The 26,009-nt window shown below is 69.2% G+C and carries 25 protein-coding genes and 3 pseudogenes; 12 read left to right on the forward strand and 16 right to left on the reverse strand.

Annotated elements, in window-relative coordinates; all coding sequences use genetic code 11:
• Nucleotides 1–48 precede the first annotated feature (48 nt).
• Nucleotides 49–411 (forward strand): helix-turn-helix transcriptional regulator, encoded by a 363-nt coding sequence (locus OHA03_RS02450; protein ID WP_267000233.1) that lies wholly within the window; start codon nt 49–51, stop codon nt 409–411.
• Between the two features lie 27 nt (nt 412–438).
• Here the strand turns inward: OHA03_RS02450 and OHA03_RS02455 are convergent, their stop codons facing one another.
• Nucleotides 439–2,016, reverse strand: a complete 1,578-nt coding sequence (locus tag OHA03_RS02455; RefSeq protein WP_267000235.1) for an FAD-dependent monooxygenase — start codon at nt 2,014–2,016, stop codon at nt 439–441.
• 244 nt (nt 2,017–2,260) lie between these two features.
• Nucleotides 2,261–2,525, reverse strand: a pseudogene (locus OHA03_RS02460) (hypothetical protein); the annotation flags it as partial.
• On the opposite strand from OHA03_RS02460, the gene OHA03_RS02465 reads away from it, so the two are divergent.
• A complete protein-coding gene (locus OHA03_RS02465) occupies nt 2,518–2,889 on the forward strand; it encodes a hypothetical protein (protein WP_267000237.1) in 372 nt (123 codons plus the stop codon). The pseudogene OHA03_RS02460 and the gene OHA03_RS02465 overlap by 8 nt on opposite strands.
• Nucleotides 2,890–3,519: 630 nt before the next feature.
• On the opposite strand, the gene OHA03_RS02470 is transcribed toward OHA03_RS02465, so the two are convergent.
• The 3 genes and pseudogenes from OHA03_RS02470 to OHA03_RS02475 form a co-directional block, all read right to left on the reverse strand.
• Nucleotides 3,520–4,044, reverse strand: a complete 525-nt coding sequence (locus OHA03_RS02470) for an IS5 family transposase (protein ID WP_354006163.1) — start codon at nt 4,042–4,044, stop codon at nt 3,520–3,522.
• The gene (locus OHA03_RS47990; RefSeq protein WP_354006164.1) at nt 3,942–4,160 is read right to left on the reverse strand and encodes a transposase; all 219 of its coding nucleotides are present in this window, start codon (nt 4,158–4,160) and stop codon (nt 3,942–3,944) included. Before OHA03_RS47990 ends, OHA03_RS02470 begins: the two co-directional genes overlap by 103 nt.
• Nucleotides 4,161–4,185: 25 nt before the next feature.
• Nucleotides 4,186–4,767, reverse strand: a pseudogene (locus OHA03_RS02475) (DinB family protein); the annotation flags it as partial.
• Between the two features lie 5 nt (nt 4,768–4,772).
• Between OHA03_RS02475 and OHA03_RS02480 the strand changes: the two are divergent.
• Nucleotides 4,773–4,901 (forward strand): hypothetical protein, encoded by a 129-nt coding sequence (locus OHA03_RS02480; RefSeq protein ID WP_267000239.1) that lies wholly within the window; start codon nt 4,773–4,775, stop codon nt 4,899–4,901.
• Between the two features lie 47 nt (nt 4,902–4,948).
• On the opposite strand, the gene OHA03_RS02485 is transcribed toward OHA03_RS02480, so the two are convergent.
• The 3 genes from OHA03_RS02485 to folE form a co-directional block, all read right to left on the reverse strand.
• Entirely contained in the window at nt 4,949–5,617 is a 669-nt protein-coding gene (locus tag OHA03_RS02485; RefSeq protein WP_267000241.1) for an NUDIX hydrolase, read from the reverse strand.
• A gap of 63 nt (nt 5,618–5,680) precedes the next feature.
• The gene (locus tag OHA03_RS02490; protein WP_267000243.1) at nt 5,681–6,952 is read right to left on the reverse strand and encodes a CynX/NimT family MFS transporter; all 1,272 of its coding nucleotides are present in this window, start codon (nt 6,950–6,952) and stop codon (nt 5,681–5,683) included.
• Between the two features lie 151 nt (nt 6,953–7,103).
• Nucleotides 7,104–7,637, reverse strand: coding sequence for a GTP cyclohydrolase I (gene folE, locus OHA03_RS02495; protein ID WP_267000245.1), 534 nt, complete (start codon nt 7,635–7,637; stop codon nt 7,104–7,106).
• Between the two features lie 314 nt (nt 7,638–7,951).
• On the opposite strand from folE, the pseudogene OHA03_RS02500 reads away from it, so the two are divergent.
• The 4 genes and pseudogenes from OHA03_RS02500 to OHA03_RS02515 form a co-directional block, all read left to right on the forward strand.
• Nucleotides 7,952–8,182: pseudogene (locus OHA03_RS02500) on the forward strand (hypothetical protein); the annotation flags it as partial.
• Between the two features lie 318 nt (nt 8,183–8,500).
• A complete protein-coding gene (locus OHA03_RS02505; RefSeq protein ID WP_267000247.1) occupies nt 8,501–9,784 on the forward strand; it encodes a DUF4241 domain-containing protein in 1,284 nt (427 codons plus the stop codon).
• Between the two features lie 308 nt (nt 9,785–10,092).
• Nucleotides 10,093–10,329: a hypothetical protein gene (locus tag OHA03_RS02510; protein ID WP_267000249.1), complete on the forward strand. Its 237-nt coding sequence runs from the start codon at nt 10,093–10,095 to the stop codon at nt 10,327–10,329.
• 374 nt (nt 10,330–10,703) lie between these two features.
• Nucleotides 10,704–11,768 carry a biotin/lipoate A/B protein ligase family protein gene (locus OHA03_RS02515; RefSeq protein WP_267007904.1) on the forward strand — a complete coding sequence of 355 codons (1,065 nt, stop codon included), beginning with the start codon at nt 10,704–10,706 and terminating at the stop codon, nt 11,766–11,768.
• 211 nt (nt 11,769–11,979) lie between these two features.
• Here the strand turns inward: OHA03_RS02515 and OHA03_RS02520 are convergent, their stop codons facing one another.
• Nucleotides 11,980–12,660, reverse strand: coding sequence for a response regulator transcription factor (locus OHA03_RS02520; RefSeq protein WP_267000251.1), 681 nt, complete (start codon nt 12,658–12,660; stop codon nt 11,980–11,982).
• Nucleotides 12,657–13,796: a sensor histidine kinase gene (locus OHA03_RS02525; protein WP_267000253.1), complete on the reverse strand. Its 1,140-nt coding sequence runs from the start codon at nt 13,794–13,796 to the stop codon at nt 12,657–12,659. Before OHA03_RS02525 ends, OHA03_RS02520 begins: the two co-directional genes overlap by 4 nt.
• A 168-nt stretch (nt 13,797–13,964) precedes the next feature.
• Between OHA03_RS02525 and OHA03_RS02530 the strand changes: the two genes are divergently transcribed.
• The gene (locus OHA03_RS02530) at nt 13,965–14,951 is read left to right on the forward strand and encodes a carboxymuconolactone decarboxylase family protein (protein ID WP_267000255.1); all 987 of its coding nucleotides are present in this window, start codon (nt 13,965–13,967) and stop codon (nt 14,949–14,951) included.
• Nucleotides 14,952–14,982: 31 nt separating this feature from the next.
• Here OHA03_RS02530 and OHA03_RS02535 read toward each other — a convergent pair whose 3' ends face one another.
• A complete protein-coding gene (locus tag OHA03_RS02535; RefSeq protein WP_267000258.1) occupies nt 14,983–16,179 on the reverse strand; it encodes an RNA-guided endonuclease TnpB family protein in 1,197 nt (398 codons plus the stop codon).
• Nucleotides 16,180–16,313: 134 nt separating this feature from the next.
• Between OHA03_RS02535 and OHA03_RS02540 the strand changes: the two genes are divergently transcribed.
• Entirely contained in the window at nt 16,314–17,123 is an 810-nt protein-coding gene (locus OHA03_RS02540) for a class I SAM-dependent methyltransferase (RefSeq protein WP_267000260.1), read from the forward strand.
• An 11-nt stretch (nt 17,124–17,134) separates the two neighbouring features.
• Here OHA03_RS02540 and OHA03_RS02545 read toward each other — a convergent pair whose 3' ends face one another.
• The gene (locus OHA03_RS02545) at nt 17,135–18,589 is read right to left on the reverse strand and encodes an amidase (RefSeq protein WP_267000262.1); all 1,455 of its coding nucleotides are present in this window, start codon (nt 18,587–18,589) and stop codon (nt 17,135–17,137) included.
• Between the two features lie 201 nt (nt 18,590–18,790).
• Between OHA03_RS02545 and OHA03_RS02550 the strand changes: the two genes are divergently transcribed.
• Complete coding sequence (locus OHA03_RS02550; RefSeq protein ID WP_267000264.1) at nt 18,791–19,492, forward strand: hypothetical protein; 702 nt, start codon at nt 18,791–18,793, stop codon at nt 19,490–19,492.
• Nucleotides 19,489–20,517 carry a nucleotidyl transferase AbiEii/AbiGii toxin family protein gene (locus OHA03_RS02555; RefSeq protein WP_267000266.1) on the forward strand — a complete coding sequence of 343 codons (1,029 nt, stop codon included), beginning with the start codon at nt 19,489–19,491 and terminating at the stop codon, nt 20,515–20,517. Before OHA03_RS02550 ends, OHA03_RS02555 begins: the two co-directional genes overlap by 4 nt.
• Before the next feature lie 88 nt (nt 20,518–20,605).
• Here the strand turns inward: OHA03_RS02555 and OHA03_RS02560 are convergent, their stop codons facing one another.
• Entirely contained in the window at nt 20,606–20,959 is a 354-nt protein-coding gene (locus tag OHA03_RS02560; protein WP_267007905.1) for a hypothetical protein, read from the reverse strand.
• Between the two features lie 228 nt (nt 20,960–21,187).
• Here OHA03_RS02560 and OHA03_RS02565 point away from each other — a divergent pair, with 228 nt between their 5' ends.
• Nucleotides 21,188–21,961, forward strand: a complete 774-nt coding sequence (locus OHA03_RS02565) for a hypothetical protein (RefSeq protein ID WP_267000268.1) — start codon at nt 21,188–21,190, stop codon at nt 21,959–21,961.
• On the opposite strand, the gene OHA03_RS02570 is transcribed toward OHA03_RS02565, so the two are convergent.
• The 3 genes from OHA03_RS02570 to hydA form a co-directional block, all read right to left on the reverse strand.
• Nucleotides 21,933–23,492 (reverse strand): NCS1 family nucleobase:cation symporter-1, encoded by a 1,560-nt coding sequence (locus OHA03_RS02570; RefSeq protein ID WP_267000270.1) that lies wholly within the window; start codon nt 23,490–23,492, stop codon nt 21,933–21,935. The genes OHA03_RS02565 and OHA03_RS02570 overlap by 29 nt on opposite strands.
• A gap of 88 nt (nt 23,493–23,580) precedes the next feature.
• Nucleotides 23,581–24,579, reverse strand: coding sequence for a TIGR03842 family LLM class F420-dependent oxidoreductase (locus OHA03_RS02575; RefSeq protein WP_267000272.1), 999 nt, complete (start codon nt 24,577–24,579; stop codon nt 23,581–23,583).
• 11 nt (nt 24,580–24,590) lie between these two features.
• Nucleotides 24,591–25,991: a dihydropyrimidinase gene (hydA, locus tag OHA03_RS02580; RefSeq protein WP_267000274.1), complete on the reverse strand. Its 1,401-nt coding sequence runs from the start codon at nt 25,989–25,991 to the stop codon at nt 24,591–24,593.
• Nucleotides 25,992–26,009 lie beyond the last annotated feature (18 nt).

Raw genomic sequence — 26,009 nt, forward strand, 5'->3', positions numbered from 1 at the left:
CATCAGCAGCCACTGGGCGACTGGTTCGACATATGTCAACATAGATGCATGTCGAATGCCAAGGTCCTGCCGCTGCTGGAGCCGGATGTCGAGCCCTGCTGCCCGCCGCTGACCGAACGCCCCCTCACGGCGGAGGAGGCGATACGCACCGCCGCCATGTTCAAGGCCCTCGGCGACCCGGTCCGGCTGCGGCTCTTCTCAGCAGTCGCCTCACACGCGGGCGGCGAGGCATGCGTCTGCGACATCTCCGACGTCGGCGTCTCCCAGCCGACCGTGAGCCACCACCTGAAGAGGCTCAAGGAGGCGGGACTGCTCAGCTCGGAGCGGAGGGGCACCTGGGTCTACTACCGGGTCGAGTCGTCCGTGCTGGCCGCCATGATGGCGATGCTGGCACCCGCCTCCATCGGGTAACCACGCAGCGGGTGCCGAAGGATCGTTCTACGCCAACGAGGGGGCTGAGCCATGGTTTCCCGCTTCGGACGGCGGAAGCCACTCGTCAAGATAGTTGAGGAGACCTGTTAGGTCCGTGCCGCGTGCTCGGTAGGCGATGTAGCCGTCGGGCCGGACCAGGCAGTGTGTGACGCCCGGCCCCCAGAGTCCGCTCGTATCCAGTGTGTGGATGTGGATCAGGTGATCGCGGCCGCGGGCGGCGGATGAGACCAAGCTGGTGTCCCAGCCGTCGCTCGGGCCGCACAGGAGCACGTGATACCCGGGTGCGGCCGTCAGCGCGTGCAGGTTGCGGGCGGTGTCGGGGAGCCGGTCACCAGCGCGTGGGCCACGCCGGGGCGGATACGGGCCCTCGGTTGTGGCAGGGCTCTTTCGGTAGTGGATGGCCAGTTGCGAGAGCGTACGGAAGACGGCGCCGCGCAGCCCCGGAAGGCGTAGGACCAGCGGTGCAAGGCGGGGTGCGACCCGCGTGCGGGCCAGCCGGAGCAGAGGGTTGCGACTGGTGGCGATCGTGAAGGCGCGGTCGGTGAAGCGCAGCACGTTCCGGCCGATCGGGGCCCGTTCGCTCTCGTACGTGTCCAGCAGGGCGGCCGGCGCGGCGGCCTGGCAGACGAGGGCGAGCTTCCAGCCGAGATTCAGCGCATCCTGGATGCCGGTGTTCATACCCTGAGCCCCGGCAGGACTGTGGATGTGGGCAGCGTCACCGGCCAGGAAGACCCGGCCGGCGCGATAGTTCTTGGCGCCCCTGTTCTGGATCCGGAAGTCGGTCATCCACACCGGGTCCCGCAGATGCAGCCGGTCGCTCACGTAGCGGTCGACGATCGCCTGCAACTGCTCGATGTTCACCGGCCTTTCGGTGTCGCGGGTACCCGGGGGGCGTATCGCGAGCATCCGCCAGCTCGCCGGTGAGCCGAGCGGGAAGAAGAACAACATCCCGGCTTCGGTCATGTAGGCGTGCGCGGCACCGCGTTCCAGGCCGTCCACCTCCAGGTCCGCAAGCAGGAACGTCTGCGGGTAGGCGTGGCCCTCGAAGCCGATACCGGCTTGGTCGCGGACCGTGCTGTGCGCCCCGTCGCAGCCGACGACATAGCGTGCGTTGACCCTCTCCTCGCTCCCGTCCTGATGCTTCAACCGGCAGACTGCGAGGGCGCCTTCTGCAGTCAGCTCCAGCAGCTCACTGCCGCGCTCGACCGTCGTACTACCGGCCTGGGTGAGAAGGTCGCCGAGCACACACTCTGTCTCGGCCTGGGACAGGAACAGCAGGAAGGGATACGGAGTGTCGCCGACGCCGATGTCGAACAGCGGCAGCCGTACCGTCCGCCCGGGAAGATGCATCCGCAGCTGTACGGCCGGGTTCCCTCGTGTGACCAGGTCGTCCGTCACGCCGTACGGGGCCAGGGCCTCCAAGGTACGCGGCTGAATCGCCAGCGCACGTGATTCCCGGGCCCGGTCCAGGTGCCGGTCGACGATCCGGAATCGTACGCCGTAGGCATGCAGCTGGGCCGCGAGAGCCAGCCCGGTCGGCCCCGCCCCCACCACCAGTACATCAAGCGGTTCGCTCGCAATCATGGCAGCAGTGTGCCGCCTCAAGACCCGGCCGTGCGCAGTGAAAGAACACCCTGGAGGGAGAGTTCCGCTTCGCCACCCCAGACGGAGTTCGCCGTGTTCAGGATTAGGAAGTCCCCGGATCGGCGGGACTGCCGGAGTGGCAGATGCGCGGCCTGCACACTGTATCGGCGAGGACCGTGCGGTTGCCGGCCCGGCCGCTACGACGTGAGCGGCGCGCTGGGCTGTCGCTTGGGCATGGCCGTCATCATGTCCGGGCCGCGCGGGCGCTGACGGGCGTCGATACGCCCAACGGCCGCGCGATGTCACGGGCGGCATCGCGTGCAGGGCGGCTGACACCGATGAGGGTGGCGAAGGCGAGGCCGGTCCAGTCTCCGTAACCGATCAGATGGAGCCGGGGTTGGTCCACAGCCTGTGTGCCGGTGGTGGGTATGTGGCCCCGTGCTCCCCACAGCTCGAGCGGGGCGAGGTGGGAGAGGGCGGGGGCGGAAGCCGGTGCACCAGATGATCGCTTACGGCGGGCTGGAGCCGGCGGTGCGGCTGGCCGAGTGGTGCGGCCTGCCCGCGCTGACCGAAGAGTTGGTGCGGCTGCCGGTCTCGAAGGACGGCACCGGGACCTTTCCCGCGGCGAAGGTGGTGTCGCTGGTGGGTGGCATGGTCGCGGGTGCCGACAGTATCGATGACATGGGCCGGCTGCGGCACGGCAGACTGCCCCGTCTGTTCGCCGGGGTGCGGGCCCCGTCCACGCTGGGTTGTTTCTGCGTTCCTTCACGCACGGGCATGTCAAGCAACTGCGCGCTGTGGACCGCCGGTTGTTGTCCCGCCTGGCCTCGCGCACTGCGCTGCTGCCCGGTGCGGACCAGGTCGCCTATGTAGACATCGACGATACGATCCGCCGCACTACGACTACGCCGAGCAGGCGTGCCAGGTACGGATACAGCAAGGTCAAGGGCCTCAACGCGCTGCTGGGAATCGTGTCCACGCCTCTGGCCGCCCCCGTGATCACAACACGCCCCATCGGGCCACTTCCAGGCGAACGCCGCCTCGCTCACGCTCGCCGCCATCGCGCACAACCTCACCCGTGCCGCCGGCACACTGGCCGGCGTCTTCCACGCCAGAGCCACCACCGCCACGATCCGCGACCGCCTCATCAACGTGCCGCCCACCTGGCCCGCTCGGCCCGCCGCCTCACCCTCCACCTGCCCGAACGCCAGCCCTGGGCAGGCGACTTCACACAACTGTTCACCGCCGTGCACACGCCGCCACCGACCGTCTGACAATCCCTGACCGGCCCGCCCGAAAGGGCCCGAGACCTGCGGAAATGTGGAAGCGCTGGGCAGACCAGCGGCCGCCCCCTGCCCCAACCCGCAGATCATCCACCCGACGACCGGAACACCTCCGAAGCGATCACTCCGCAATCAAGCCGGTGGATCCGGGCTCAACAGCCACCTCGACAAGCTTAGAGGGTGTCTCACGTGGCAAGTTTCGCGAGCTTCTTGTAGCAGGTCAGGGCGGGGCCAGGCCGAGGAAGGCGAGGAAGTGCGAGCCCTTTCGTTCGTATCGGACGGTGAGGCGGCGGTAGCCGAAGAGCCAGGCGATCGACCGTTCGATCTTCCAGCGGTGCCGACCGAGGCGTTCGCCGGACTCGATGCCGGGCCGCGCGATGCGCGCGACGAGCCCGCGCTCGCGCAGCCAGGCCAGGTGTTCGGCGGAGAAGTACGCCTTGTCCGCGCGGAGTTTGACGGGTCGGCGCCGCCGTGGTCCCCGGCGGGACCGGACGGCGGGTATGCCGCGGATGAGCGGTTTGAGGGCGAGGCTGTCGTGCATGTTCGCGCCGGACATGGCGACGGCGAGCGGGATGCCCTGGGCATCGGACAGCACGTGCAGCTTGCTGCCCTTCTTGCCGCGATCGACCGGGTTCGGCCCGGTCAGCGATCCCCCCCGGAGGCCGCGTCGACGATCGCCGAGGTCCAGTCCACCTCGCCCCGGGCCCCGAGTTCGTCCAGCACCGCCCGGTGCAGCCGACGCCACAGGCCGGCCTCGGTCCATACCGTGAAGCGGCGATGCGCGGTGGCGGGCGACGTGCCGAACGTCGGCGGCAGATGCCGCCAGGCACAGCCGCTGGTCAGCGCGTACACCACTGTCACTTGAGACAACCTCTAAGCCCCTCAAAGCCTTGATTGGTGCGGCCGACCTGGCGGCCTGCTCGATCTTCGCGCAGTAGGCTGCACGGGCTTCCTCGTCGATCTGCTTCTCGTGTTCGGCGCGCAACCCGGTCCGGCCGTCGAGGCCCTCGCGCAGGATATCGGCGTGCCCGGCATGCCGGATGGACTCGCCGAGGACATGGACCATGATGGCGAACAGGTTCGTGTCGGCATAAGGCTCCGGCCACCACGGCACGTGGCCGGGGGCGTCGAGGGGAAGCTCGTTGATCGTCGCGTCCGAGTGTTCCCACGTGCGCCGGTAGAACCCGATGATCTGATCGCGGGTCTCGTCCTCGGTCGCCCACTGATCGCTGCCGTTGGAGTCCTGCCACCGGGGCAGCGGTTCCGGGGAAGGGCGGTCGAAGACCTCGCCGAAGTACCTGGCCTCGACGGTGGCCACGTGTTTGACCAGGCCGAGGAGGTTGGTCCCGGTCGCTGTCAAAGGTCGGCGGGCGTCGTATTCGGACAAGCCGTCGAGTTTCCAGAGCAGCGCCTTGCGGTCCCGCCGCAGTCTCCCGTGCAGGTTGCCTTTCGCGAATTCATCGATCATGCGGCATGAGCCTGCCATGGGCTGCTCGTGGTCTCAAGATCCCGTACGTGGTCCGCGACGACTGGCAGAGCCGAGGCCTGGCCATGGCCGCCGCCCTGACCTGCTACAAGAAGCTCGCGAAACTTGCCACGTGAGACAACCTCTTAGGTTTTGTTACTGGTCACCGGCGCATCTTCCATGATCAGGAGTTACACCGTTCGCTTGTCCCCTCCCCGGGAGTGCGCCCGACGGCGTGCAGGAGTCTGTTGGAATACCGATCGATGATGTGTTCCACGGCGAACGTCGGCTGGGAGGAGAGTGCTTGGTCGAGAGTGAGCCAGAGGGGCTCCTCACCTTCCTCGTTCACGGTCAATTCCCCCTGAGTTCCGGCTGCCCGGTCGTCGACGTCCAGCAGATAGGCGTGCCAACGATGGGCGTCGGAGCCCCTTCTGCACATGTCTCCGTTGAGATGCTCGTCCGCAACGAGCCGGAGGTCCCCGTGCGCGTCGCGGATTCCTACTTCCTCCCAGAGCTCCCGCGCTGCCGCGCGCTTGGGGTCCTCTCCGCGTTCAACATGGCCTGCGGGTACGGTCAGACGGTAGGGAAAGGCAGTTCTCCGGAAGAAGAGAAATCTCCCTCGTGGGTCACGTACGAATACGCCGGCGCTCTCATGCCAGTACTCGCCGTCTGAATCGGTCCACCAGCAGATGCGGGGATCGACGACGACGGCTCTTCCGGCCTCGCGGCCGCACGAACCGCAGGTGCACCGTTTCCTTCCGTCCACGACGATCCATTCGACGGTCTCGGCGTGGCAGTACAGGCAGTACTCGCCACAGGTGTTGTCCCGCAGCGGGAGGAAGTCGATTTTCATCCTGCCCCCTTTCAAGGAGAAGGCCGCCGTCGGCATTCGGGAACCCCCACAGCCGTGGCTCGGTCAGATTCTGTTGGGGTTGGGCTTGCTGACATCGGGCGCCTTCCGCAAGGGCTCCGATCCCTCGCCCACGTCCACACCGTCCGGTGCGTCGAGCGACCGGGACACGCCGTCCGCAGTGCCGGTCGCGGACGTACGGGCGCCCTTCAGCAGAAGGACTGTGCCAAGTCCGCCGAAGACGAAGGTAGCGGCAGCGACGGCGCCCCATCCCGCCGCAGCGATGACCAGGCCGAAGACCGGTGGTCCCATCAGCATCCCCACACTGCCGAGTTGGTTGAGGATGCCATTGGCGACATCGACATGCTCAGCACGGCTCACCGCGGCGGGGACGGCAGCGAAGACTGCGGAGATCAACAGTCCGTCGACGAAGAGAACAAGCGTGGCGGCGCCGCCGCTGACCGCGAGTGGGAATTCGACCGAGAAGGCGGGGAGGCAGGCCACCGGCATCAGTACGCCCAGCGGGACGAGCGAGGAGAGGGCCAAGCCGCGCCGCAGCAGCCAACTGGCGGCAAGCCCCCCGAGCGCACTCCCCAGGCAGACGAGTGCGACCACGGTACCGGCCACAGTCGGCGCTACCTCTCGGCGCTCGGTGAGGAAGAGCGGGAGGACCATCACCACAGCGACGCCGACCAGCGACAGGCTTCCGTACGCCGCACCGAGCCTCAGTGCCCCATTCCAGGTGCCGACTGCGCGAGGAGGGTACTGCACGGGTGTCCTCGGTAGCCGAGGCAGGACGACGGTGAGCGCCCCGGCCATGATCAAGGGACCGAGCGCTGTGAGGGCGAACCATCGGTTCCACGTCCACTGGGATGCCAGGACTCCGCCCAGGGCCGCGGCGACGGCCAGGCCCATCGGAACGCACGTGCCCCACAACGCGAGCGCCGCCGATCGAATGCCGCCCTGCGTCATGCGGGTGATTACGACCGGACCCGCCACGAACACCAGCAGGTAGCCGACTCCTTCCGCGACACGCGACCCCAGCAGCAGACCCCAGGATCCGGCGGTCGCGCTGATGACGGTTGCAACCGCCATGACGAACAGGCCCCAGGGCAGAGCCCGGTGGGCGCCGAAGCGGAGGATCCACCATCCCGCTGGGATGCCGAGGACGGCGCTCACGGCCGTAATGCTCGATGTGGCCCAGGCGAGCGCACCGGCTGACAACCCCAGTGACGAACGCAGGGCGGATCCCGCCGGCGAGACGGCACCCAGGCCGACTGCCGCCAGCACGCCGGCGAGCCATGTCGCCACAACGTACTTCCAGGGTGACGTCGACACGCGGCGGTGGCTACCTCTCTTCCTGTCGCGCACGGGTTCTCCTTGTGGTGGCTGGCGTGTTGTCCCGCACGACGGTCATCCAGGGCCGGGTGACCGGTGCCGCGTGGCGGGAGGTCGGTCCCTTGAGCACCTCCCGCCACGCGAGTCCGGATCAGTCGTCCAGGCCGAACTTGGCCATCAACTCCTGATGGCCCGCCACATATGAGGTGTCGGTGATCACGGTCTGGTCGGACGGACCGCGGCTGCACATGCAGAGATGGCGGCTGCGGGAGGTGACTCGCACGGCTTTTGCACCGCCGGAGGACATGATCTCTTCAGCGATCTCCTTGACGAGGTACTCCTGGATCTGGAAGCGCCGACTGAACGCCTGGACCAGGCGAGGGAATTTCCCGAGTCCGAGAATGCGGTCACCGGGGACGTAGGAGATGTTGACTTTCCCGAAGAACGGCAGAAAGTGGTGGGCACAGATCGAGAAGAAGTTGTTCTCCTGGACACGTACCACGCCAGTGTGCTCGCCGTTCACCAGACAGGTGGTCTTGAGGATCTTTGAGGTGTCGATCTCATAGCCGCTCAGCAGCTCGCGATAGGCCCGGACGATGCGGTCCTCGCATTCCGGGCTGCTGTACCAACCGAGTGCCCTAGTGTCGGTGGTTACATTGGTTTTGAGCCAGTCTTCAATGGTCACCTGCGGCCTCCATTCCCACTTCCACCAAGGGCTCCGAAACCCGGTGGAGTTATTTCACTATCCACCCAGTTGCATTCGTTGAGAACATCGCCCGCTTGGCTGACACCCGATCAGACCAATGCGCGGGTCATATGCTAATGCCTACGTATTCAAAGCCGCAGAGAAAATTAACGTTTCTCCGATGCTTGAACCAGGTGGGGGGCGGGAACCCGGCGCTCGAATGACAAAGAAAAACCACCTGTTGAGCGCCGGAGCACGGCCCGCTCATTCTGCCCACCGCACCATGCATCAACCCGGATCCACCGGCTTGATGCCTGTGGATAGTTCTTCCGGAAACGAGGAAGTGCCTTGCGACCTACGACGATGGGAGTTCTTCACGCTTCCAGCACGCACGATCGACAAAGCACTTCCGAGATGCAGCGGACCGTTCAAGCCGTCCGCACACGAGCCCTCGCCGCACCCCGCCCCGGACCGAACGTCGGATCATCAAGGTCCGGCTCCTGCGCCGGTGGGGACCGTCCCGCATCGCCGGGCTCCTCGGCCTGCGCTACCTGGCCCTTGAGCGCGACGGTTGGCCCACTGCGCCTTTCAGTTGCACCGATGGGCTTGCCGGGTTCACCAACCCTCTGGTCTGCGCGAATACAGACCCGCGTAGCTCGGCGGGATGAGGCCAGCGAGGCCCTGGGTCCAGTCGCCAGCCGGGAGATCGACGGGGCGCCCCGTGCTCCAAGCTGATCGCAGGCCCGTCACCCCTTTGCTCTGGGCGCTGCGGCCCGGCCGTTGCCCGGCCCGGTAGGGCCGTTGTCACAGGCGGCGGTTACGTTGCAGCTCAGCACGTAACCGAGCGGGAGCGGGGAGCGGCAATGGTGGTCGAGGTGGAGTACGCGCAGGCGTGGGACCTGGAGGCCCGCTTGCCCTGGCGGCCGATATCAGTGGGGGAGGCTCGTGAGCGGGATGCCACCGGGCTTCCGTACGTGGTGGTGTACCGGGCGGCGGGCCGCGAGGCTCCACTGGAGGTCCGGCTCGTTTCCTGGCGGGACCACTATGTCGGGCTGTGGGTCTACGACGCTCAGGGCCGCCGTACCTGCGACCTGGACATGCGGCTGCTGGACGACCCAGCGCGGCTGCTGCGCCTGTACACCGTCGGCTGGAGCTACACCGGCCCGGAGATGGCGGAATTCGACGAGGCGTGTCCGCGCAACACCGTGGAGCTCTTCCCGGACGGGAAGGGTCGGCTGACGGAAGAGCCCCAGGGCAAGGGCGGGGGCTCGTACGTCACCGTGCCCAGGGTCCGCGACGACGAGCGCTGGACGGACCGGCCTGTCTTCGGGGAGTGGCCGCTGCTCTCGGCCCAGGTCCATGGGCTCACGGAACCGCCGGTCTTCGAGATCACCGAGGCGGCCAACGACAGTAGCGGCCTCGCGCCCGCCACCTGCTGGCGTCCGCCCCGCCCCGCGCAGCCCGGGCCGATCACTGAGCTGTTCCGGCCCGGCGTGCGTGTGACCGACGGGTATCACCCCGAGATGACGGTCGTGGAGCCGCGTCGGATCGGAGCTCTGCGCGTGCCTAGCGGGCTGCTGGCCGTCTCCGGCCCGGACAGCGACGACGGCAACGGGCCGCACATCACGGTCCCCGTCCCGCCAGGGGAGTACGTACTGGACGAGGCGCAGGCCCACCTCACCTACCATTGGGAGGGGAGCCAGGTCACGCGTACGGACACCATGGCCGTCCGCGTGCTCGTCAACGACATCCCCGCCGCGACCTGGGAGATGGCCCTCCGGCCCGACGACGACCCCCGCTTGCTCCGGGAGAACGGGATCTTCGGCTTCGACACCGACGGTGCCACGGGCTGCTTCGCTGACGGCGGGGCCTGGGAGCCGCTCCTCGCGCTCTTCGAGAAAGGGCTGATCCAGGGAGACCCGGACCTGGACCCGGACGTGTACGAGGACACCAACGACTCCATGTACCTGCTGCGCACCCGGGACCAGGCTTCCGGCGGCGAGCTGGCGGCCTTCGCGACGACAGGGGACGGCACCTATCCCGTCTGGGTCGGCCGTTCCGAGGCCGGCGAGGTGGTCGGCGTCGTGGTGCTGGTGGAGGGGATGCCCGAGCTGCTCCCGGAGAGCGGAGCCACCGTCATTGCCTGACGTGACCTACGCCTGGCCCCGGGACCCAGCGTCCCGTACCGCCAGGCGGGATCTGTCCCCGACGAGGAACACAACCGGCCTCCCGTACGCGGTGACGTGTGCCTGTTCGCGGGTGGCGGGCCCGGGGCGGCCGGCGGTGAGTCGGCAGTCGCTGGTGTGCGCGAGCATCGCCTTGCCCTGGGTGCCGATGCCGTACGGGAACTGCCATTTCCGCCACCTGTTCGGGTGCCAGCCAGGACCGGGGCGCCGCCATTCCTCGTCTTGAAGACCAGCCCGCGTCGGTACGGCGTTTCCTTCAGCGTCCTGCCATGACAACTGAGAACTGCCGCCGTGATCTCACTGCCATCTGCGAGGCCGCGGACAGCGGCAATCTACTGCACGAGGTACGGGATGGCAGCTTCGAGCCCCTCGCCGAGAAGGACCTCTCACACCGGCCCGACTGGCCGACCCCCGACTCGCTGATCGGCTGGCACGCTGTACCGGATCAGCAGGCATGGTCGACGAAGGTCGGCACCTTCGCCCAACTGCAGGCCGCCGGATTCTGAGGGCCGGCGGCTTCGAGGTCGTGGGAAGCGGACGGGACATCGCACATAGCTGAGCACGCATCTGGTCAGTCGGGCCATCTGCGGCGCTCGGTCACGACTTCCCGTCCACGCCAAATGGCTGACCTGCGGAAACCCACAGCCGCGATAGGCAGTAGCCGCCGGTGGGCTCGGCCGGCTTGTCGGTGCTGGCGCTTACGACGGCCCGTGACCGAAGCGACCGCACCGCCAACAGCCCGCTGCTCGGCACACGGACCAGGGCACGAGCGCGGAGCCGAAGTGTGGATTGTCGGTTCGGATTAATCCCTCACGGTGGCAGCGTTACACGTGACCAGAGCCGATTCATCGAGGAGTCGGGCGTCTGTGGAGGCATGGCTGTGCACGGTGAGTACAAGGTTCCCGGCGGCAAGCTCGTCGTGGTCGATCTGGACGTCGAGGGCGGCGCGCTGCGCAACGTACGGGTCGCCGGTGATTTCTTCCTCGAGCCCGACGAGGCCATCCTCGCGATCGACGCGGCCCTGGAGGGCGCCCCGGCCAACACCGACACCGCCGGGCTCACCGCCCGTGTCGACGCGGCCCTGCCCGCCTCCACCGTGATGCTGGGCCTGACCTCGGAAGGCGTCGCCGTCGCCGTACGCCGGGCCCTCGCGCAGGCCACCGAGTGGAGCGACTACAACTGGCAGCTCATCCACGAGGCCCCGCAGTCCCCCGCACTCCACATGGCACTCGACGAGGTCATCACCGCCGAGGTCGCGGCCGGCCGCCGGCCGCCTACGCTGCGTGTCTGGGAATGGGCCTCCCCCGCCGTGATCATCGGGAGCTTCCAGTCCCTGCGCAACGAGGTCGACCCGGCGGGCACCGAGCGTCACGGAGTCACCGTCGTCCGCCGTATCTCCGGCGGCGGCGCCATGTTCGTGGAGCCCGGCAACACCATCACGTACTCGCTCTCCGTCCCGGACGCCCTCGTCTCCGGCCTCTCCTTCGCCGACAGCTACGCCTACCTCGACGACTGGGTGCTCGCGGCGCTCGGTGACATGGGCATCAAGGCCTGGTACCAGCCGCTCAACGACATCGCGACCGACATCGGGAAGATCGCCGGAGCAGCCCAGAAACGCGTCGTGGGCCCCGGCGGCGGGCCCGGCGCCGTGCTGCATCACGTCACGATGTCCTACGACATCGACGCCGACAAGATGCTCGATGTCCTGCGCATCGGCAAGGAAAAGATGTCCGACAAGGGCACCAGGAGCGCCAAGAAGCGCGTCGACCCCCTTCGCCGGCAGACCGGTCTGCCGCGCGAGGCTGTCATCGACAACATGATCGACTCCTTCCGCAAGCGCCACGGCCTCACCCAGGGCGTAGTGACTGCTGAAGAGCTGGCACAGGCGGAAGAACTCGTACGCACCAAGTTCGGCACTCCCGAGTGGACAGCACGTGTGCCGTAGCAGTTACTGACTTGCCCGGAGGCTGTGTCGATCCATCCAAGTGCTCGCAGGTCAGGGTCTCTTGCGGTCGCCGTAAAGCATTGTGGTGTCTTCGCCGTACGACCTTCGTGGAGCCCGGCAGCACCCTCACGTGCACGCTCTCCGTCGTGAGATCGGCGGTCGGCCGCGGGAGCTTCCGGCCCGGTGATTCCGGTCGGGCGACCCGGACCTCTCAGTGCTGGTCCCGTGGCGCGACGAGACCCGACTCGTAGGCGAAGACCACGAGTTGGGCCCGGTCGCGGGCGCCGAGCTTCGTCATTGCCCGGCTGATGTGGGTCTTCGCGGTGAACGGACTGATCACCATGTGCGCGGCGATCTCCTCGTTGGTCAGCCCCCGTGCGGCCAGCGCACTCACCTCACGTTCGCGGCGGGTCAGGGTCTCGAAGCCGGGGGCCGTGGCCCGGTCGGGCGGCCGGGAGACGAACTCGCCGATCAGACGGCGGGTGATGGCGGGCGACAGCAGGGCGTCGCCGCGGGCCGCTACACGGATGGCCTGGAGGAGTTCGGCCGGTTCGGTGTCCTTGAGAAGGAACCCGGCGGCTCCGGCGCGCAGCGCGTCGAAGACGTACGCGTCGAGCCCGTAATTGGTGAGGATGACGACGTGGACACCGGCCAGTAGCGGGTCCGCGGCGATCTCGCGGGTGGCCTCGATGCCGCTCATCACAGGCATCTGTACGTCGACGAGGGCCACGTCCGGGACGTGGTGGCGGGCCAGTTCCACTCCCTGACGGCCGTCGGCTGCCTCGCCGATCACTTCGATGCCGTCCTCGGCGTCCAGCAGGGCGCGGAACCCGGCACGCATCAGGGCCTGGTCGTCGACGATCAGCACCCGGATCGTGTCCTGATGGCTCATACGGTGGTTCCCGATGTCTGCAGGGGCAGTTCGACACGTACGGAGAAGCCGCCGTCCGGGCGCGGTGCGGCGGCGAGGGTGCCACCGAGGGCCCTGACACGTTCGCCCATGCCGGTGAGTCCGGTGCCCACGGCGACGGCGTCGCCGGGGGCACCGGGCCCCTGATCGTCGACGCGCACGGTCAGCACATGTTCGCCGTAGACCAGTTCGATGGTCGTCCTGGCGCGGTCGGCGTGCCGGGCCACATTGGTGAGTGCCTCCTGCACGATGCGGTACGCGGCCCGGTCGACGTCCGCCGGCAGGGGCCGTTCGACGCCTGTCACGGTGACGGAGAGGTCGATGCCCGCGGTACGGGCCCGCCCGACCAGCTCGTCGATGCGGTCCAGCCCGGTGCCCGGCTCCACCCCATCGGTGCGCAGCACCTCCAGTGTCGCCCGCAGCTCCCGCATCGCCTCGCCGCTCGCCTCCTGGATCGCGAGCAGTGCCGGCTCCACCTCGCTGCCCCGCTTGCGCGCCAGGTGGACAGCAACTCCCGCCTGCAGCTTGACGATCGAGATGGAGTGGGTCAGTGAGTCGTGCAGCTCCCGGGCGATCCGCAACCGCTCCTCACCGGCTCGGCGCAGCGCCGTCTCCTCTCGGTTGCGTTCGGCGTCGAGCGCCCGCTGTTCGGTCTGGCGGAGATACGCCTGCCAGTTCTTGTCGATGAGTCCGGTGACCCCGGCGCAGAGGAACCAGCCGAGCAGCAGCAGCGTCCGCTCGACGGTGTCCTGCGCGCCCGGAGCGGCGACGATCAGGACCGTGAAGTACCCGGCGAGGAAGAGGGTGCCCGCGGCGATGCCCCACGCGCGCCGTCCGCCGCGCGCCGCCGTATGTACGGCTGCCAGCACGGGGAACGCCGCCCAGCTGCCGGGGTGCGCATGCACGACGTACCCCAGCATGGAGACGGTGGTGACGGCGAGCACGGCGCGCGGAGCCCACCGGTGCCCGGCAAGGGCAAGGGTGCCCACTGCGACGAGCAGCAGGTCGAGTGCGTCCGGCCTCGATGCGGCACAGGCCGCGGCGAGGACCGCCGCCCCGATGGCGACGGCGAGCGCCGCGTCCAGCAGGCGAATCCGCCGGTCGATGTCCCCCTGCATGAGCCGCACCCTAGCTCCCGCGCGACAGCCCCGTCATCATCCTGCTGGACGGGCTCTGCGCTACTCCCGGGGTAGTAGTCGCGGCCGACTCCGGTCGTCCGGAATCACCCTCAACTGCCTCCGGGGGTACGACGACCGGGCACGGTGCGGCGGGCGAGCATCGTCGCCATGACCCAAACCTTCCGATACACCTCACCCGCACCGCCGGGAGCAGCGACCGGAGTGGTCGCCGATGTGTACGCGCAGCTGGCCACCGACTTCGGTATCGATCGCGCCACGACGTTCGTCGTCCTGTCCGCCTCGCCGCCCCTGCTGGCCGGCACCTGGGCCGTCATGCGGGAGTCCCTGCTGGCCGGGCAGGCATCGCGCACCGGCAAGGAGGTGGTGGCGGCGGGGGTGTCGCTCGCCAACCGGTGCCCGTACTGCGTCACCGCGCACACCGTGCTCCTGCATGCCACCGGCGACCACGCGCTGGCCGAGAGGATCGCCCGCGGCGAACAGCCCGAGGACCCGGCACACCGTCAACTGCTGGCGTGGGGAAAGAACATGGGTACGTCGCAGCCGTTCCCGCCCGAGCAGGCACCGGAGTACATCGGGACGGCGCTCGCCTTCCACTTCATCAACCGGATCGTGTCGTCCCTGCTGACGGAGGACATGCTGCCCGGGGGCGCCGAGAAATACCGCCTGATACGGAGCGTGGCGGGCCGCTCGCTGGCCCGTACGGTCCGCCGCCGGCTCGTTCCCGGCGAGAGCCTCGCCCTGCTGGAGACGGAAGGGGCGGCGCCCGGGTGGGCGGCGGACACCCCGATCGGCACCGCGTTCGGCGCGCTGCGTACCACGGCGCACCTGGGTGCAGGGCTGCTCAGTGACGAGGACGCGGCGCTGGTACGGACATCGGTGGCGGCCTGGGACGGCCTCTCGCCGCTCCCCCTGCAGGGCGAGGGGCTGCCGGACCGGGCGGAGCGGCCGGGTGCACGGCTGGCGCTGCTCGCGGCGCGCGCCCCGTACCGGATCACGGACGAGGACGTGGCGGCCTGGCTGACACCGCCGTTCACCGATCACTGTCTGGTTCATCTGATCGCGTTCGGCGCGATCTGCGCTGTCGAGCGCATCGAGGCCACCCTGACCGCAGCACGGACCGAGGAGCACGCTTGACATCCTCCCCCTCGTGAACGAGGGGGATTCCTCACTTCGCAGTGAGGGGTTCCTGCTTCGCAGCAGGTTGCCCCGTCCGGGAGGACTCCCGTTGAGGTCTTACACCTGCTCCACAGGCTGTAACCGCCAGTCCGGCGGCCAGAATGTTGCATGCCGCGTTCACGTCGCGGTCATGCGTCGCACCGCAGCCGCACGTCCACTCGCGGATGTTCAACGGCAGCTTGTCCTGGACGGTGCCGCATGCGGAGCACAGTTTGGTGGAGGGGAACCAGCGGTCGACGGCGACCAGGTTTCTGCCGTACCACGTGCACTTGTACTCCAGCATGGACCGCATGTCCGTCCAGGCCGCGTCCGAGATGGCGCGGGCCAGACTCTTGTTCTTGACCATGTTGCGGACGGTCAGGTCCTCGATCACGATCGTTTGGTTCTCACGAACGAGCCGAGTGGTGAGCTGGTGCAGGAAGTCCCGGCGCCGGTCGGCGATCCGGGCGTGCACCTTGGCGACCTTGATGCGGGCCTTGTCCCGGTTGCGAGAGCCCTTCTCCTTCTTCGCCAGGACCCGCTGGGCCTTGGCCAGGCGCGTGCGGTCCCGGCGTTCGTGCCGGGGGTTGGTGATCTTCTCGCCGGTGGACAGCGTCACCAGAGTAGTGATCCCCGCGTCGATGCCCACAGCGGTATCCAGGGCCGGAAGGGGTCCGACGGATGCATCTTCACACAGCATGGACACGAACCAGCGGCCCGCACTGTCCTGGGACACAGTCACCATGGACGGCTTGGCACTCTCGGGGAGAGGCCGGGACCACACGATCGCGAGTGGACTCTTCATCTTCGCGAGCGTCAGCGCACCGTCTCGGTAGGTGAACGCCGACCTGGTGTACTCCGCACAGCAGCGGTTCCTCTTCTTCGACTTGAACCGGGGGTACTTCGCCCGGCCCTCGAAGAAGTTCGAGAACGCCCCTTGCAGATGCCGCAGCGTCTGCTGCAGCGGCACCGACGACACCTCGCAGAGAAAGGCCAGCTCCTCGGTCTTCTTCCACTGCGTCAGCATCACCGACGTGGCGTTGTAGTTCACCCGTTCCTGACGCTGGAACCACGCCACCGTGCGGGCTTCCAATGCCAGGTTGTAGACCTTGCGCACACATCCGAACGTGCGCGACAGCTCCGCTGCCTGCTCGTTCGTCGGGTGGAAGCGGTACTTGAACGCCCGCTTCACCAGCTCGGTCTTCACATCTCACAAACTATCAGCTCTGTTCGTGAGGTTGGAACGGATACGCACCTGGACTCCGCCGCTTCGCAGCTCCGGGCCAAGGATGCGTTTCCTCCCCGAGCCAAAGCACGGGGTATCCACGCAAGGAGTTCGGGATGACCGTCACCGACCCGTGGAACGGACAGCTCGGCCGGCACTGGGCCGACCATCCCGACCGCTACAACGCCATGGTGGCCCGCTTCGACGAGCCCCTGTTCCACGCCGCGGCGATCGGCACGGAGGACCGGGTCGTCGACATCGGCTGCGGCAGCGGATTCTCGACCCGGATCGCGGCGCGGCGCGCCCCTCGGGGCCGGGTCACCGGCGTCGACGTCTCCGTGCCGCTCCTCGAACGCGCCAGGGCCCTCACCGACGCCGGAGAGTTCCCTTCCGTCTCCTACGAGTTGGGGGACGCACAGGTCCACCCCTTCGAGCCGGCCGGCTATGACGTGGCGATCAGCCGGGGCGGCGTTATGTTCTTCGCCGACCACATCGCGGCGTTCACCAATATCGCGCGCGCCCTGCGCCCCGGCGGCCGGCTGGCGTTCATCTGCCCGCAGCCCCCGTCGCCGGACGGCGAGGAGCGCAAGGCGCTCGGGTTGCTGGCTGCCCTGCTGGGGCAGGAGCACGCGATCGAGAACGCCGTGGCGGTGGCCATGGCCTCGCTCTCGGACCCGGAGCGCGTCCGGAAGGTGCTGGGCTCGGCGGGCTTCGAGGAGGTCGGCATCGTTCCCGTGACGGCCACGACCTGCTGGGGGCGGGACGCGGCGGACGCGGTGGACTTCTTCGTCTCCCGTACGCCGGGTCTCTCCGTCTCCGACGCCACCCGGGCCTCGATGATGGACGCCCTGCTGCCGTACGAGACCGCGGAGGGCGTGCTGCTGAGCGCGGGGGTATGGGTGGTCGGCGCCCGCCTGCCGCTCTGACCGGCGGTGTGTCAGGAGCCCGCGGAGGCCGGTGGCCGGTGCTCGTACCACCGCTGATCGGCCTCCAGCTGGGCCGCGAGGGAGATCAGCAACTCCTCGCTGCGGGACGGGCCGAGCAACTGGGCGCCGACGGGAAGTCCGTCGGCCGTGAACCCGGCCGGGACATTGATGCCGGGCCAGCCCAGCACGTTCCACGGCCAGGCGTACGGGCACGCCTCGGTGATCGCCACATCGGTACGCCAGGCGCTCAGGCCGTCGAATGCGCCGATCCGGGGTGGGGGTGCGGCGGTCGTCGGGGTCAGCAGCACGTCGTACCCGGCCCCGGCCGGGGAGGTCCGGAAGAGCCTGCCGATCCTGCGGTGCTGGCGCACCTCCCGTGCCCTGGCCGCTCGCACCACCCGGCCGCCGAGCCGGGTGCCGGTGCGCAGGGCGCTGCGGGTGCGCGGGTCGAGGAGGGCGGGTTCGGGATGGAGCGCGGCGAGTTCGGCGATCCCGGCGGTGGCGCGGGGGACGAAGCCGAGGCCGATCAGCCCGTAGCGCGGCCTGGCCTCCTCGACATGGTGGCCGAGCCGGGCGAGGGCCTCGGCGAGCGCGGTGACGGCCCGTCGTACGGCCGGGTGCGGGGCCGAGCCGGTGAGGGTGAGCGGGGGCCGCCAGGCGAGGGCGATCCGCAGCCTGCCCGGATCGCGTCCGGCGGCCGCCGAGGCGGCGACGGGCGGCGGCCGGTGCAGGTCGTCGGGGTGCGCTCCGGCGACGGCGTCGAGCAGCAGCGCGGCATCGGCAACGGTCCGGGCCAGCGGGCCGTTGACGGTGAGGCCCTGGAAGGCATCGTGGTGCGGGTGGACGGAGATCCGGCCGCGCTGCGGTTTGATACCGATGAGATGGGTCCAGGCGGCGGGGATCCGGACGGACCCGGCACCGTCCGAACCGAGCGCGGCGGGCACCAGCTCGGCGGCGACGGCCGCCGCCGAACCACCGGACGAGCCGCCGGGGGTGTGCCCGGTGTGCCACGGGTTACGGGTGGCGCCGAAGGCGGACCCTTCGGTGAAGGGCCACTGGCCGAGCTCGCAGGAGTTGGTCTTCCCGACGATCACGGCCCCGGCAGCGCGCAGCCGGCGCACGACCTCGCTGTCCGCGCCGGCCGCGGGCAGATCTCCGCGACAGCCGAAGTGGGTGGGCATCCCCGCGATATCGGTGTCGTCCTTGACCGCGACCGGCACCCCGAGCAGCGGCAGCCGCTCCCCCGCGGCGAGCCGCCGGTCGGCTTCCGCGGCCTCGGCCAGCGCGGACGTGGCACGCAGATGACGGAAGGCGTTGAGAGTGCTCTGGCTCGCTTCGATCCGCGCGAGGGCGGCGGACACCTGCTGGATCGAGGTGGTCCGGCCGTCGGCCAACGCCCGTGCGGTGTCGGCCAGTCCAGTCCGGTCGGTCGGCTCGGTGAGTTCCACGGCTTCTGCAGAGGACATGGGGTGCCCGCCTCCCGGATATCGGTGCGTGCCCGCACCTGACGGCCCGTACAGACTTACTGGAGGGTAACGAGTAGGGGCGGTCCACTCAACCGTTCGGCGCGCAGCGCAGGGTGTGGCGGTGCTGTCAGTGCCGGTTGCTACGTTCTCCGACAGCGGGACAGGAGCCGCGCACAGGACACAACAAGGCAGGTGGGGCCAGTGGGCACAGTCGTCGAGAGAGCGTTCCGGGGAGAGTTCGAGACGCACCTGACGGTGCGGCTCGACGCCGACACGGTCACCCGTGCACGCCTGGCGCGTTGGGCCGAACACCACGGCCTGAAGCTCACCCGCATCGTCCTGGACCGCGGCGCCATGCCCGACCAGCCCATGCTGACCGAGCAGGGCCGGGGCACCCTCGCCGAGCAGCGCGCCGCCGCCCGGCTCCGGTCGGCCGAACTGCGGGCGGCGGGCTTCTCCGTCGTACGGGTGAAGATCGAGGCGGCTCCGTGGAACGAGGACATACCGCGGACGACGGACGAGGCGGCCGAGCTGTCGCCGGTCTGCCACTTCGAGCACCACATCAAGCTGCTGCTGTCGGGTGAGCCGGAGGTGGCCTCGGCGCGGGCCGTGGCCCAGCGGCACAGCGCGCATCTCTCCCGCAACGCCCGTCGCGCCGCCCGGCACGGGCGCCACGAACGGTTCGTCACCCAGCGCTGCCGCGCGGTCGGCCGCCCTGAGGCCCGCGCCCGGCTCGACGCCCTCCTCGGTGCGTTGGCCGCGGCCGGTCTCGAAGTGGCGGAGGTCGAGGAGGAGTTCGTGGTGCACGACGACCATCCGGCGGTGGACGCGGGATGGATCGACGAACGGACCGAGCAACGGGCCGGGGAGCGAGGCGAGCAGTGGACCGCGGTGACCGTATGAGCGCGGCGGACCGGCCGTTCCCCGGCGAGCCGACCTTCCACGAGCCTTCCCTCGCACCGCGCTGGCGGACCGCCCGGCGCACCGTTCAGGACCATCTGCTCCAGGTGATCACCGAGTCGTCATGGGGCGACGGTCTGATCCTGCGCGGCAGCCTGCCCCTCCAGGCCTGGGTGGGCGCCGCTGCCCGGGAACCGGGCGATCTGGACTGGATCGTGCTGGAGCCGTTGGCGGCCGACTTCGTCGACAGCCTCGACCCATATCCGTACGTCGACGGGATCGATGTCGTCCAGCAGTGGCCCGAAGCCGCGGACGGCGCGGCGGCCCCCGAGCTGTGGACGGACGGCGACAACCACGCCGCAGGCGGCCCGCGGCCCGCGCTCGCACCCGAGGGCCTGCGCTGGGTCGACTCCGACGCCCTGGAGCCGAGTCCCGAACCGCGGGACGAGGTCGTCGCAGCGCTCAAGGCAGGTCCGCCACCGCCCGAGGCCGTCCGGATCGATCCGGACGCGGTGACGGCGGACGGCGTGTGGATGTACCGGACGTACGAGACGCCCGGCGTGCGCGTCGTCGTCCCGTGGCAGGCGGACGGGCTGCCGCCGGGCGAGCTGCGGATGGATTTCGCACAGGACGAGCGGCTGCCCGAGGCTCCGGTGTGGACGGCCTGCCCGCGGACCGACGGCGGGCCGCCCCTACTGGTGCGCACGGCAGGTCAAGGACTCTCGCTCGCCTGGAAGCTGCTGTGGCTCTCCGAGGACTGGCAGGCCGAGGGCCGGTCGGCGGCCAAGGATCTGTACGACGCGGTGCTGCTGGCAGAGCACCCGCGGACCCGGTTGTCGCCGCGGCTGCTGCGCACGGTGCTCGGCCCGCACGCATCCGGTTTCAGCCCGGAGGCGGTGCTGGACTGGCTGGTGGACTGGTCGGCGTTCCACGCGGAACACCGGTGGGTGCACGGTGATCCGGACAGGCTGCGGGCGCGGTTGGCCCGTGCGCTGGCCGCACTCCTGGACCGGGCTCCGGAGCGGTGACGGACCTGGCCGACCGGTCGGACACCGTCTCGGGGGCCGGTACCCGCGGCGGCGCACGACATCGGCCACCGCAGGTACCGGACACGGCTCACGGCTGGACGGTGATATGTCCGATCCCGGTGCCGAGGCCGGCGCAGTGCGCGGTGGACTGGCCGGACTGGCCCGGGTTGAGGGCGACGTGTTCACCGTCCACGTCCGGGGACCAGCCGCAGACCAGGTGCACCCAGAAGGTCTGCGCCGTGGTGCCGTTGTTCCGGCACAGCGCGTATCCCGTGTAGTCGTCGATCTCGTGCTTACCGGTCTCGCAGGACAGACCGGGCGGCGTCGCCATGGGCGTGACAGCGGTGGCCGTGGTCGCGGGTACCGCGAGGGCGGCGGTCACCCCCGCGACCACAGCACCCCGCAGCACAGTCCTGGACACACTCCCCACGGACACGAACATGGGCATCGACATGAACAGCTTCATGTATCGCTTTTCCTCTTCGCGGTGACGAACTCGGTGCCCCGACACCGTCCCCCACCATCCGTGACCAAAAACAGGGCAGGACCTCACCCTGTGTACGCGAGCGGGGTCCCGGGCCGAAATCGCGGCCGATCCCGGCGCGGCGTACGCTCAGAAGGTCGGACCGCGGGTCTGAACGGTCCGACAGCCCCTGCCGAGGGAGGCGACGTGACCGGCCCACACATCGGTATGCGCGTAACCGCCTGGGCAGCGACCGTCGTGCTCGGTCTCACGAGCGGCGGCGTGCTCGGCGCAGGTACGGCGCGGGCGGACGACCCCATCGACACCCTCTCCGCCCGGCAGATCGCCGATCGCTCCAGCGACGCGCTGCTGGGCGCGCGTTCCATGCACCTCAGCACCCGCAGTGCGCCGGCCGACGGCGGCGCGCCGACGACCCTGGATCTCACCGTGGACCGGGCCGGCAACTGCGCGGGGTCGGTGGGCCTCGGCGGGAAGCAGGGGTCCGTACAGATCGTGAAGCGGGGCGACACTGTCTGGGTCAAACCGGATGCCGACTTCTGGAAGAGCCGGGACCCGAGCGTCGGCTCCGCCCTCGCCGCGATTCTGGCCGGGCGCTATATGAAGGGTTCGGCCTCGGATCCGCGGCTGAGCAGCCTGTCGAACGCCTGTGACCTGGACACGTTCCAGAAGGTGGTCAGCGACAACGCGACAACCGACAAGGGGACGCTGACGAAGGGAAAGAAGACCACACTCGCGGGGGCTCCTGTCGTCCCGCTGGTCCGGACGTGGCACGGTCAGAAGCTGACGATGTACGTCGCGGCCACGGGCAAGCCGTATCCGCTGAGGATCGATGTGACGGGCGGCTCGCCGAAGGCGGACGCGACCGTGGGCTTCTCCGCCTTCGACAAGCCGGTGCCCACGGCCACGCCGCCGCCGGACGAAACAGTCGACATCAATGCGCAGATGACCCGTGCGACCTGACGGCCGACCTGCCGCTGAGCAGCACGTACAGCACCAGTGAGGAGGCGAGGCCGACCGCCCAGCCGTAGTCCGCGAGCGGCTTCAGGAACGGGATGAGGCCGTCCGCCGGGAACGGCCCCTTGCCGGGGGCCGAGTGGGAGCCACCGATCGCGAGGATGCCACCGACGGCGAAGGCCAGGACGGCGCGCCAGTTCCAGCCCTGCGTGTACCAGTAGCGGCCGCCGGGGCGGTAGAGGTCGGCGAGGTCGAGGACGGTGCGGCGGACGATCCAGTAGTCGGCGATCAGGATGCCCGCGACGGTACCGAGCAGACCTCCGACCAGGCCGAGCCAGGTGAAGATGTACAGCTCGGGGGTCTCGGTGAGCTTCCACGGCATGATCAGGACGCCGACGACACCGGTGATCAGCGCGCCCGTACGGAAGTTGATGATCTTGGGCGCGAGGTTGGCCAGGTCGTACGCGGGTGACACCACGTTGGCCGCGATGTTGACGGAGATCGTCGCGATCAGCACCGTCACCAGGGCGTAGAGCAGACCGAAGACGTTGTCGGTCCTGGCGACGAGCTGGACCGGGTCCCAGATCGCCTCGCCGTACACGGCCTGCGAGCCGGAGGTGACGAGGACCGAGAGGAGCGCGAAGAGGGTCATCGTGGTCGGCAGGCCCAGCGACTGGCCCCAGACCTGGGCGCGTTGGCCGGCGCCGAAGCGGGTGAAGTCGGGAATGTTGAGCGAGAGCGTGGCCCAGAAGGCGATCATGCCCATCAGGGACGGGAAGAAGACCGGCCAGAAGTCCGCGCCCCAGCCGAGCTTCGACGGCTGGTCGAGCAGCGGGCCGAAGCCACCGGCCTTGACGGCGACCCAGATCAGCAGCACCACGGCGCCGACGATGACGAACGGCGCCGCCCAGTTCTCGAACCGGCGCAGGGTGTCCATCCCCCGGTAGATGATGGCGAGTTCGAGCACCCAGAAGAGGCCGAAACAGAGCCAGAGCGTCCAGGGCTGCCCGCCGATCTCGGAGGCGCTCGCCCAGCCGCCGAACGCCTTCCCGAGCAGGGTGAAGATACCGACGCCGCCGATCCAGGTCTGGATGCCGAACCAGGCGCAGGCCACCGCGGCGCGGATCAGCGCGGGCAGATTGGCGCCGCGCAGGCCGAAGGATGCGCGGGCCAGCACGGGGAACGGGATGCCGTATTTGGGTCCGGCGTGGCCGGTGAGCAGCATCGGGCCGAGCACGATCAGGTTGGCGAGCGCGATGGTGAAGACGGCCTGTTTCCAGTCCATGCCGAGGGCGACGAGGCCGGAGGCGAGCAGCCAGGACGGGATGTTGTGGGCCATCCCGACCCAGAGTGCGGCGAAGTTGTACGTCGTCCAGTTGCGCCGCTCCAGGGGAACGGGCAGCAGGTCGTCGTTGGTGAAGCGGTTGTCGGCGGGGACGGCGCCGGGGGAGAGTTCCACGCGTCCTGACAGGTCGGCTATCAGGTCCTGCGATGGGGTCGGCGGAGTCGGCGGGGTGGGTGGGGCTGTCGATGCCATGGCGGCTGGACCCTTCGCTCGGGAGCGGTGCCGTGCGGGGCTGTGAGGCGCGGGGGGATGGCGACGCGGGGGGATACGGAGTGGCGGGTCAGGACAGAGCGGGGATGATCTCGGAGCCGTAGGCGTCGATCGTTGCTTCGCGCGCGTCGTGCATGTTGTAGACCGCGAACTGGTCCACACCCAGGTCGCGCAGTGCCTGAAGCTTCTCGATGTGGGCCTCGGCGGGGCCCAGCAGGCAGAACCGGTCGACGATCTCGTCCGGCACGAAGGCGGTGTCCGGGTTGCCGGTGCGGCCGTGGTGGCTGTAGTCGTAACCGGACCGCCCGGCGATGTACTCGGTGAGGGCCTCCGGAACCAGCCCGGAGTGTGCGCCGTACCGGGACACCAGGTCCGCGACATGGTTGCCGACCATTCCGCCGAACCAGCGGCACTGCTCCCGGGCATGGTCGAGGTCGTTGCCGACATAGGCGGGGGCCGCGACGCAGATGGTCACGGCTTCCGGGTCGCGGCCCGCCTCCGCCGCCGCGTCCCGTACCGCCTTGATCATCCACTCGGTGAGGTACGGGTCGGCGAGCTGGAGGATGAATCCGTCGGCCTTCTGCCCGGCGAGGGCGAGTGCCTTCGGACCGTACGCGGCCATCCAGACAGGCAGTTTGCCGTCCTTGATCCACGGGATCTGGACGCTCTGCCCGTCGACGGTCGCCTCCCGGCCCTCGGCGAGATCGCGGATGACGTCGATGGCCTCGCCGAGGCGGGCCAGGGTGTTGGGCTTGCGTCCTGCGACCCGCATCGCCGAGTCGCCCCGGCCGATGCCGCAGACGGTGCGGTTGCCGTACATGTCGTTGAGGGTGGCGAAGGTGGAGGCGGTCACCTCCCAGGTGCGGGTGCCCGGGTTGGTGACCATGGGCCCGACGACGAGGCGTTCGGTGTGTTCGAGGATGCGGCTGTAGATGACGAACGGTTCCTGCCAGAGCACCGCCGAGTCGAAGGTCCACCCGTAGCGGAACCCGTTGCGTTCGGCGCGGCGCATCAGGCCGACGACGGCAGAGGCGGGCGGGTCGGTCTGGAGGACGAGTCCGAAGTCCATGACAGGTGCTCCTAGTCCAGATACTGGCTGGTGGCGCGCGGGGTGTACATGCCGTGGCCGGCACGACCCGTGAACTTCCGCTGGTCGATGACGACTTCGCCGCGCGAGAGGACGGTGTCGACCTGCCCGGTGAGCTGCTTCCCCTCGTACGCCGAGTAGTCGACGTTCATGTGATGGGTCTCCGCGGAGAGAGTCTGCTCGGCGTGCGGGTCGTAGATGACGACATCGGCGTCGGCGCCCGGGGCGATGGTGCCCTTCTTCGGGTAGAGACCGAACATCCGGGCCGGGGAGGCGCAGGCGATCTCGATCCAGCGGCGGCGGGAGATCCGGCCTTCCACGACCGCCTGATGCAGCAGGTCCATCCGGTTCTCCACACCGGGCATCCCGTTCGGGATCTTCGAGAAGTCGCCGCGGCCCATCTCCTTCTGACCGGAGAAACAGAACGGGCAGTGGTCGGTGGAGACGACCTGGAGCTCGTTGTTTCGCAGGCCCCGCCAGAGCGCCTCCTGGTGCTCCCTGGGCCGCAACGGGGTGGAGCAGACGTACTTGGCGCCCTCGAAGTCCGGCTCGGCGAGGTTGTCGGTGGAGAGGAAGAGGTATTGCGGGCACGTCTCGCCGAAGACCGGAAGTCCCTTGTGGCGGGCGGCCGCCAGTTCGGCGACGGCCTCGTCGGCGGAGACATGCACGACGTACAGCGGGGATCCGGCGACGCGGGCGAGCTGGATGGCGCGGTGGGTGGCCTCGGCCTCCAGCGCCACCTTGCGGACGTCGCCGTGGTAGCGCGGGTCGGTGCGGCCCGCGGCCAGCGCCTGCTCGACGAGGACGTCGATCGCGATGCCGTTCTCGGCATGCATCATGATCAGCCCGCCGTTGCCGGCGGCCCGTTGCATGGCCCGCAGGATCTGACCGTCGTCGCTGTAGAAGACACCGGGGTAGGCCATGAACAGCTTGAAGGAGGTGACGCCCTCCGAGACCAGCAGGTCCATCTCCCCCAGCGTGGACTCGTTCACGTCGGAGAGGATCATGTGGAAGGAATAGTCGATCGCGCAGTTGCCGTCGGCCTTCGCGTACCAGGCGTCGAGCCCCTCACGGACCGCGCGCCCCACGGACTGGATGGCGAAGTCGATGATCGTGGTGGTGCCGCCCCAGGCGGCCGCCCTGGTCCCGGTCTCGAAGGTGTCGGCGGCGTAGGTGCCGCCGAACGGCATCTCCATGTGCGTATGCGCGTCGACGCCGCCGGGGATGACGTACTTGCCGGTGGCGTCGATGGTCCGGTCGGCGGTCCAGCTCTCGGCCGCGTCGGTGCCGTGCGCGGCGAGTGCGGCGATGCGGCCGCCCTCGATGAGTACGTCTGCATGCAGTTCGTCGGACGCGGTGATGACGAGGCCGCCGTGGATGACGGTGCGGCTCATGTACCCCTCCTCACTGTG

This window comes from Streptomyces sp. NBC_00154 (assembly GCF_026342835.1).
In the GTDB taxonomy this organism is placed as follows: Bacteria; Actinomycetota; Actinomycetes; order Streptomycetales; family Streptomycetaceae; genus Streptomyces.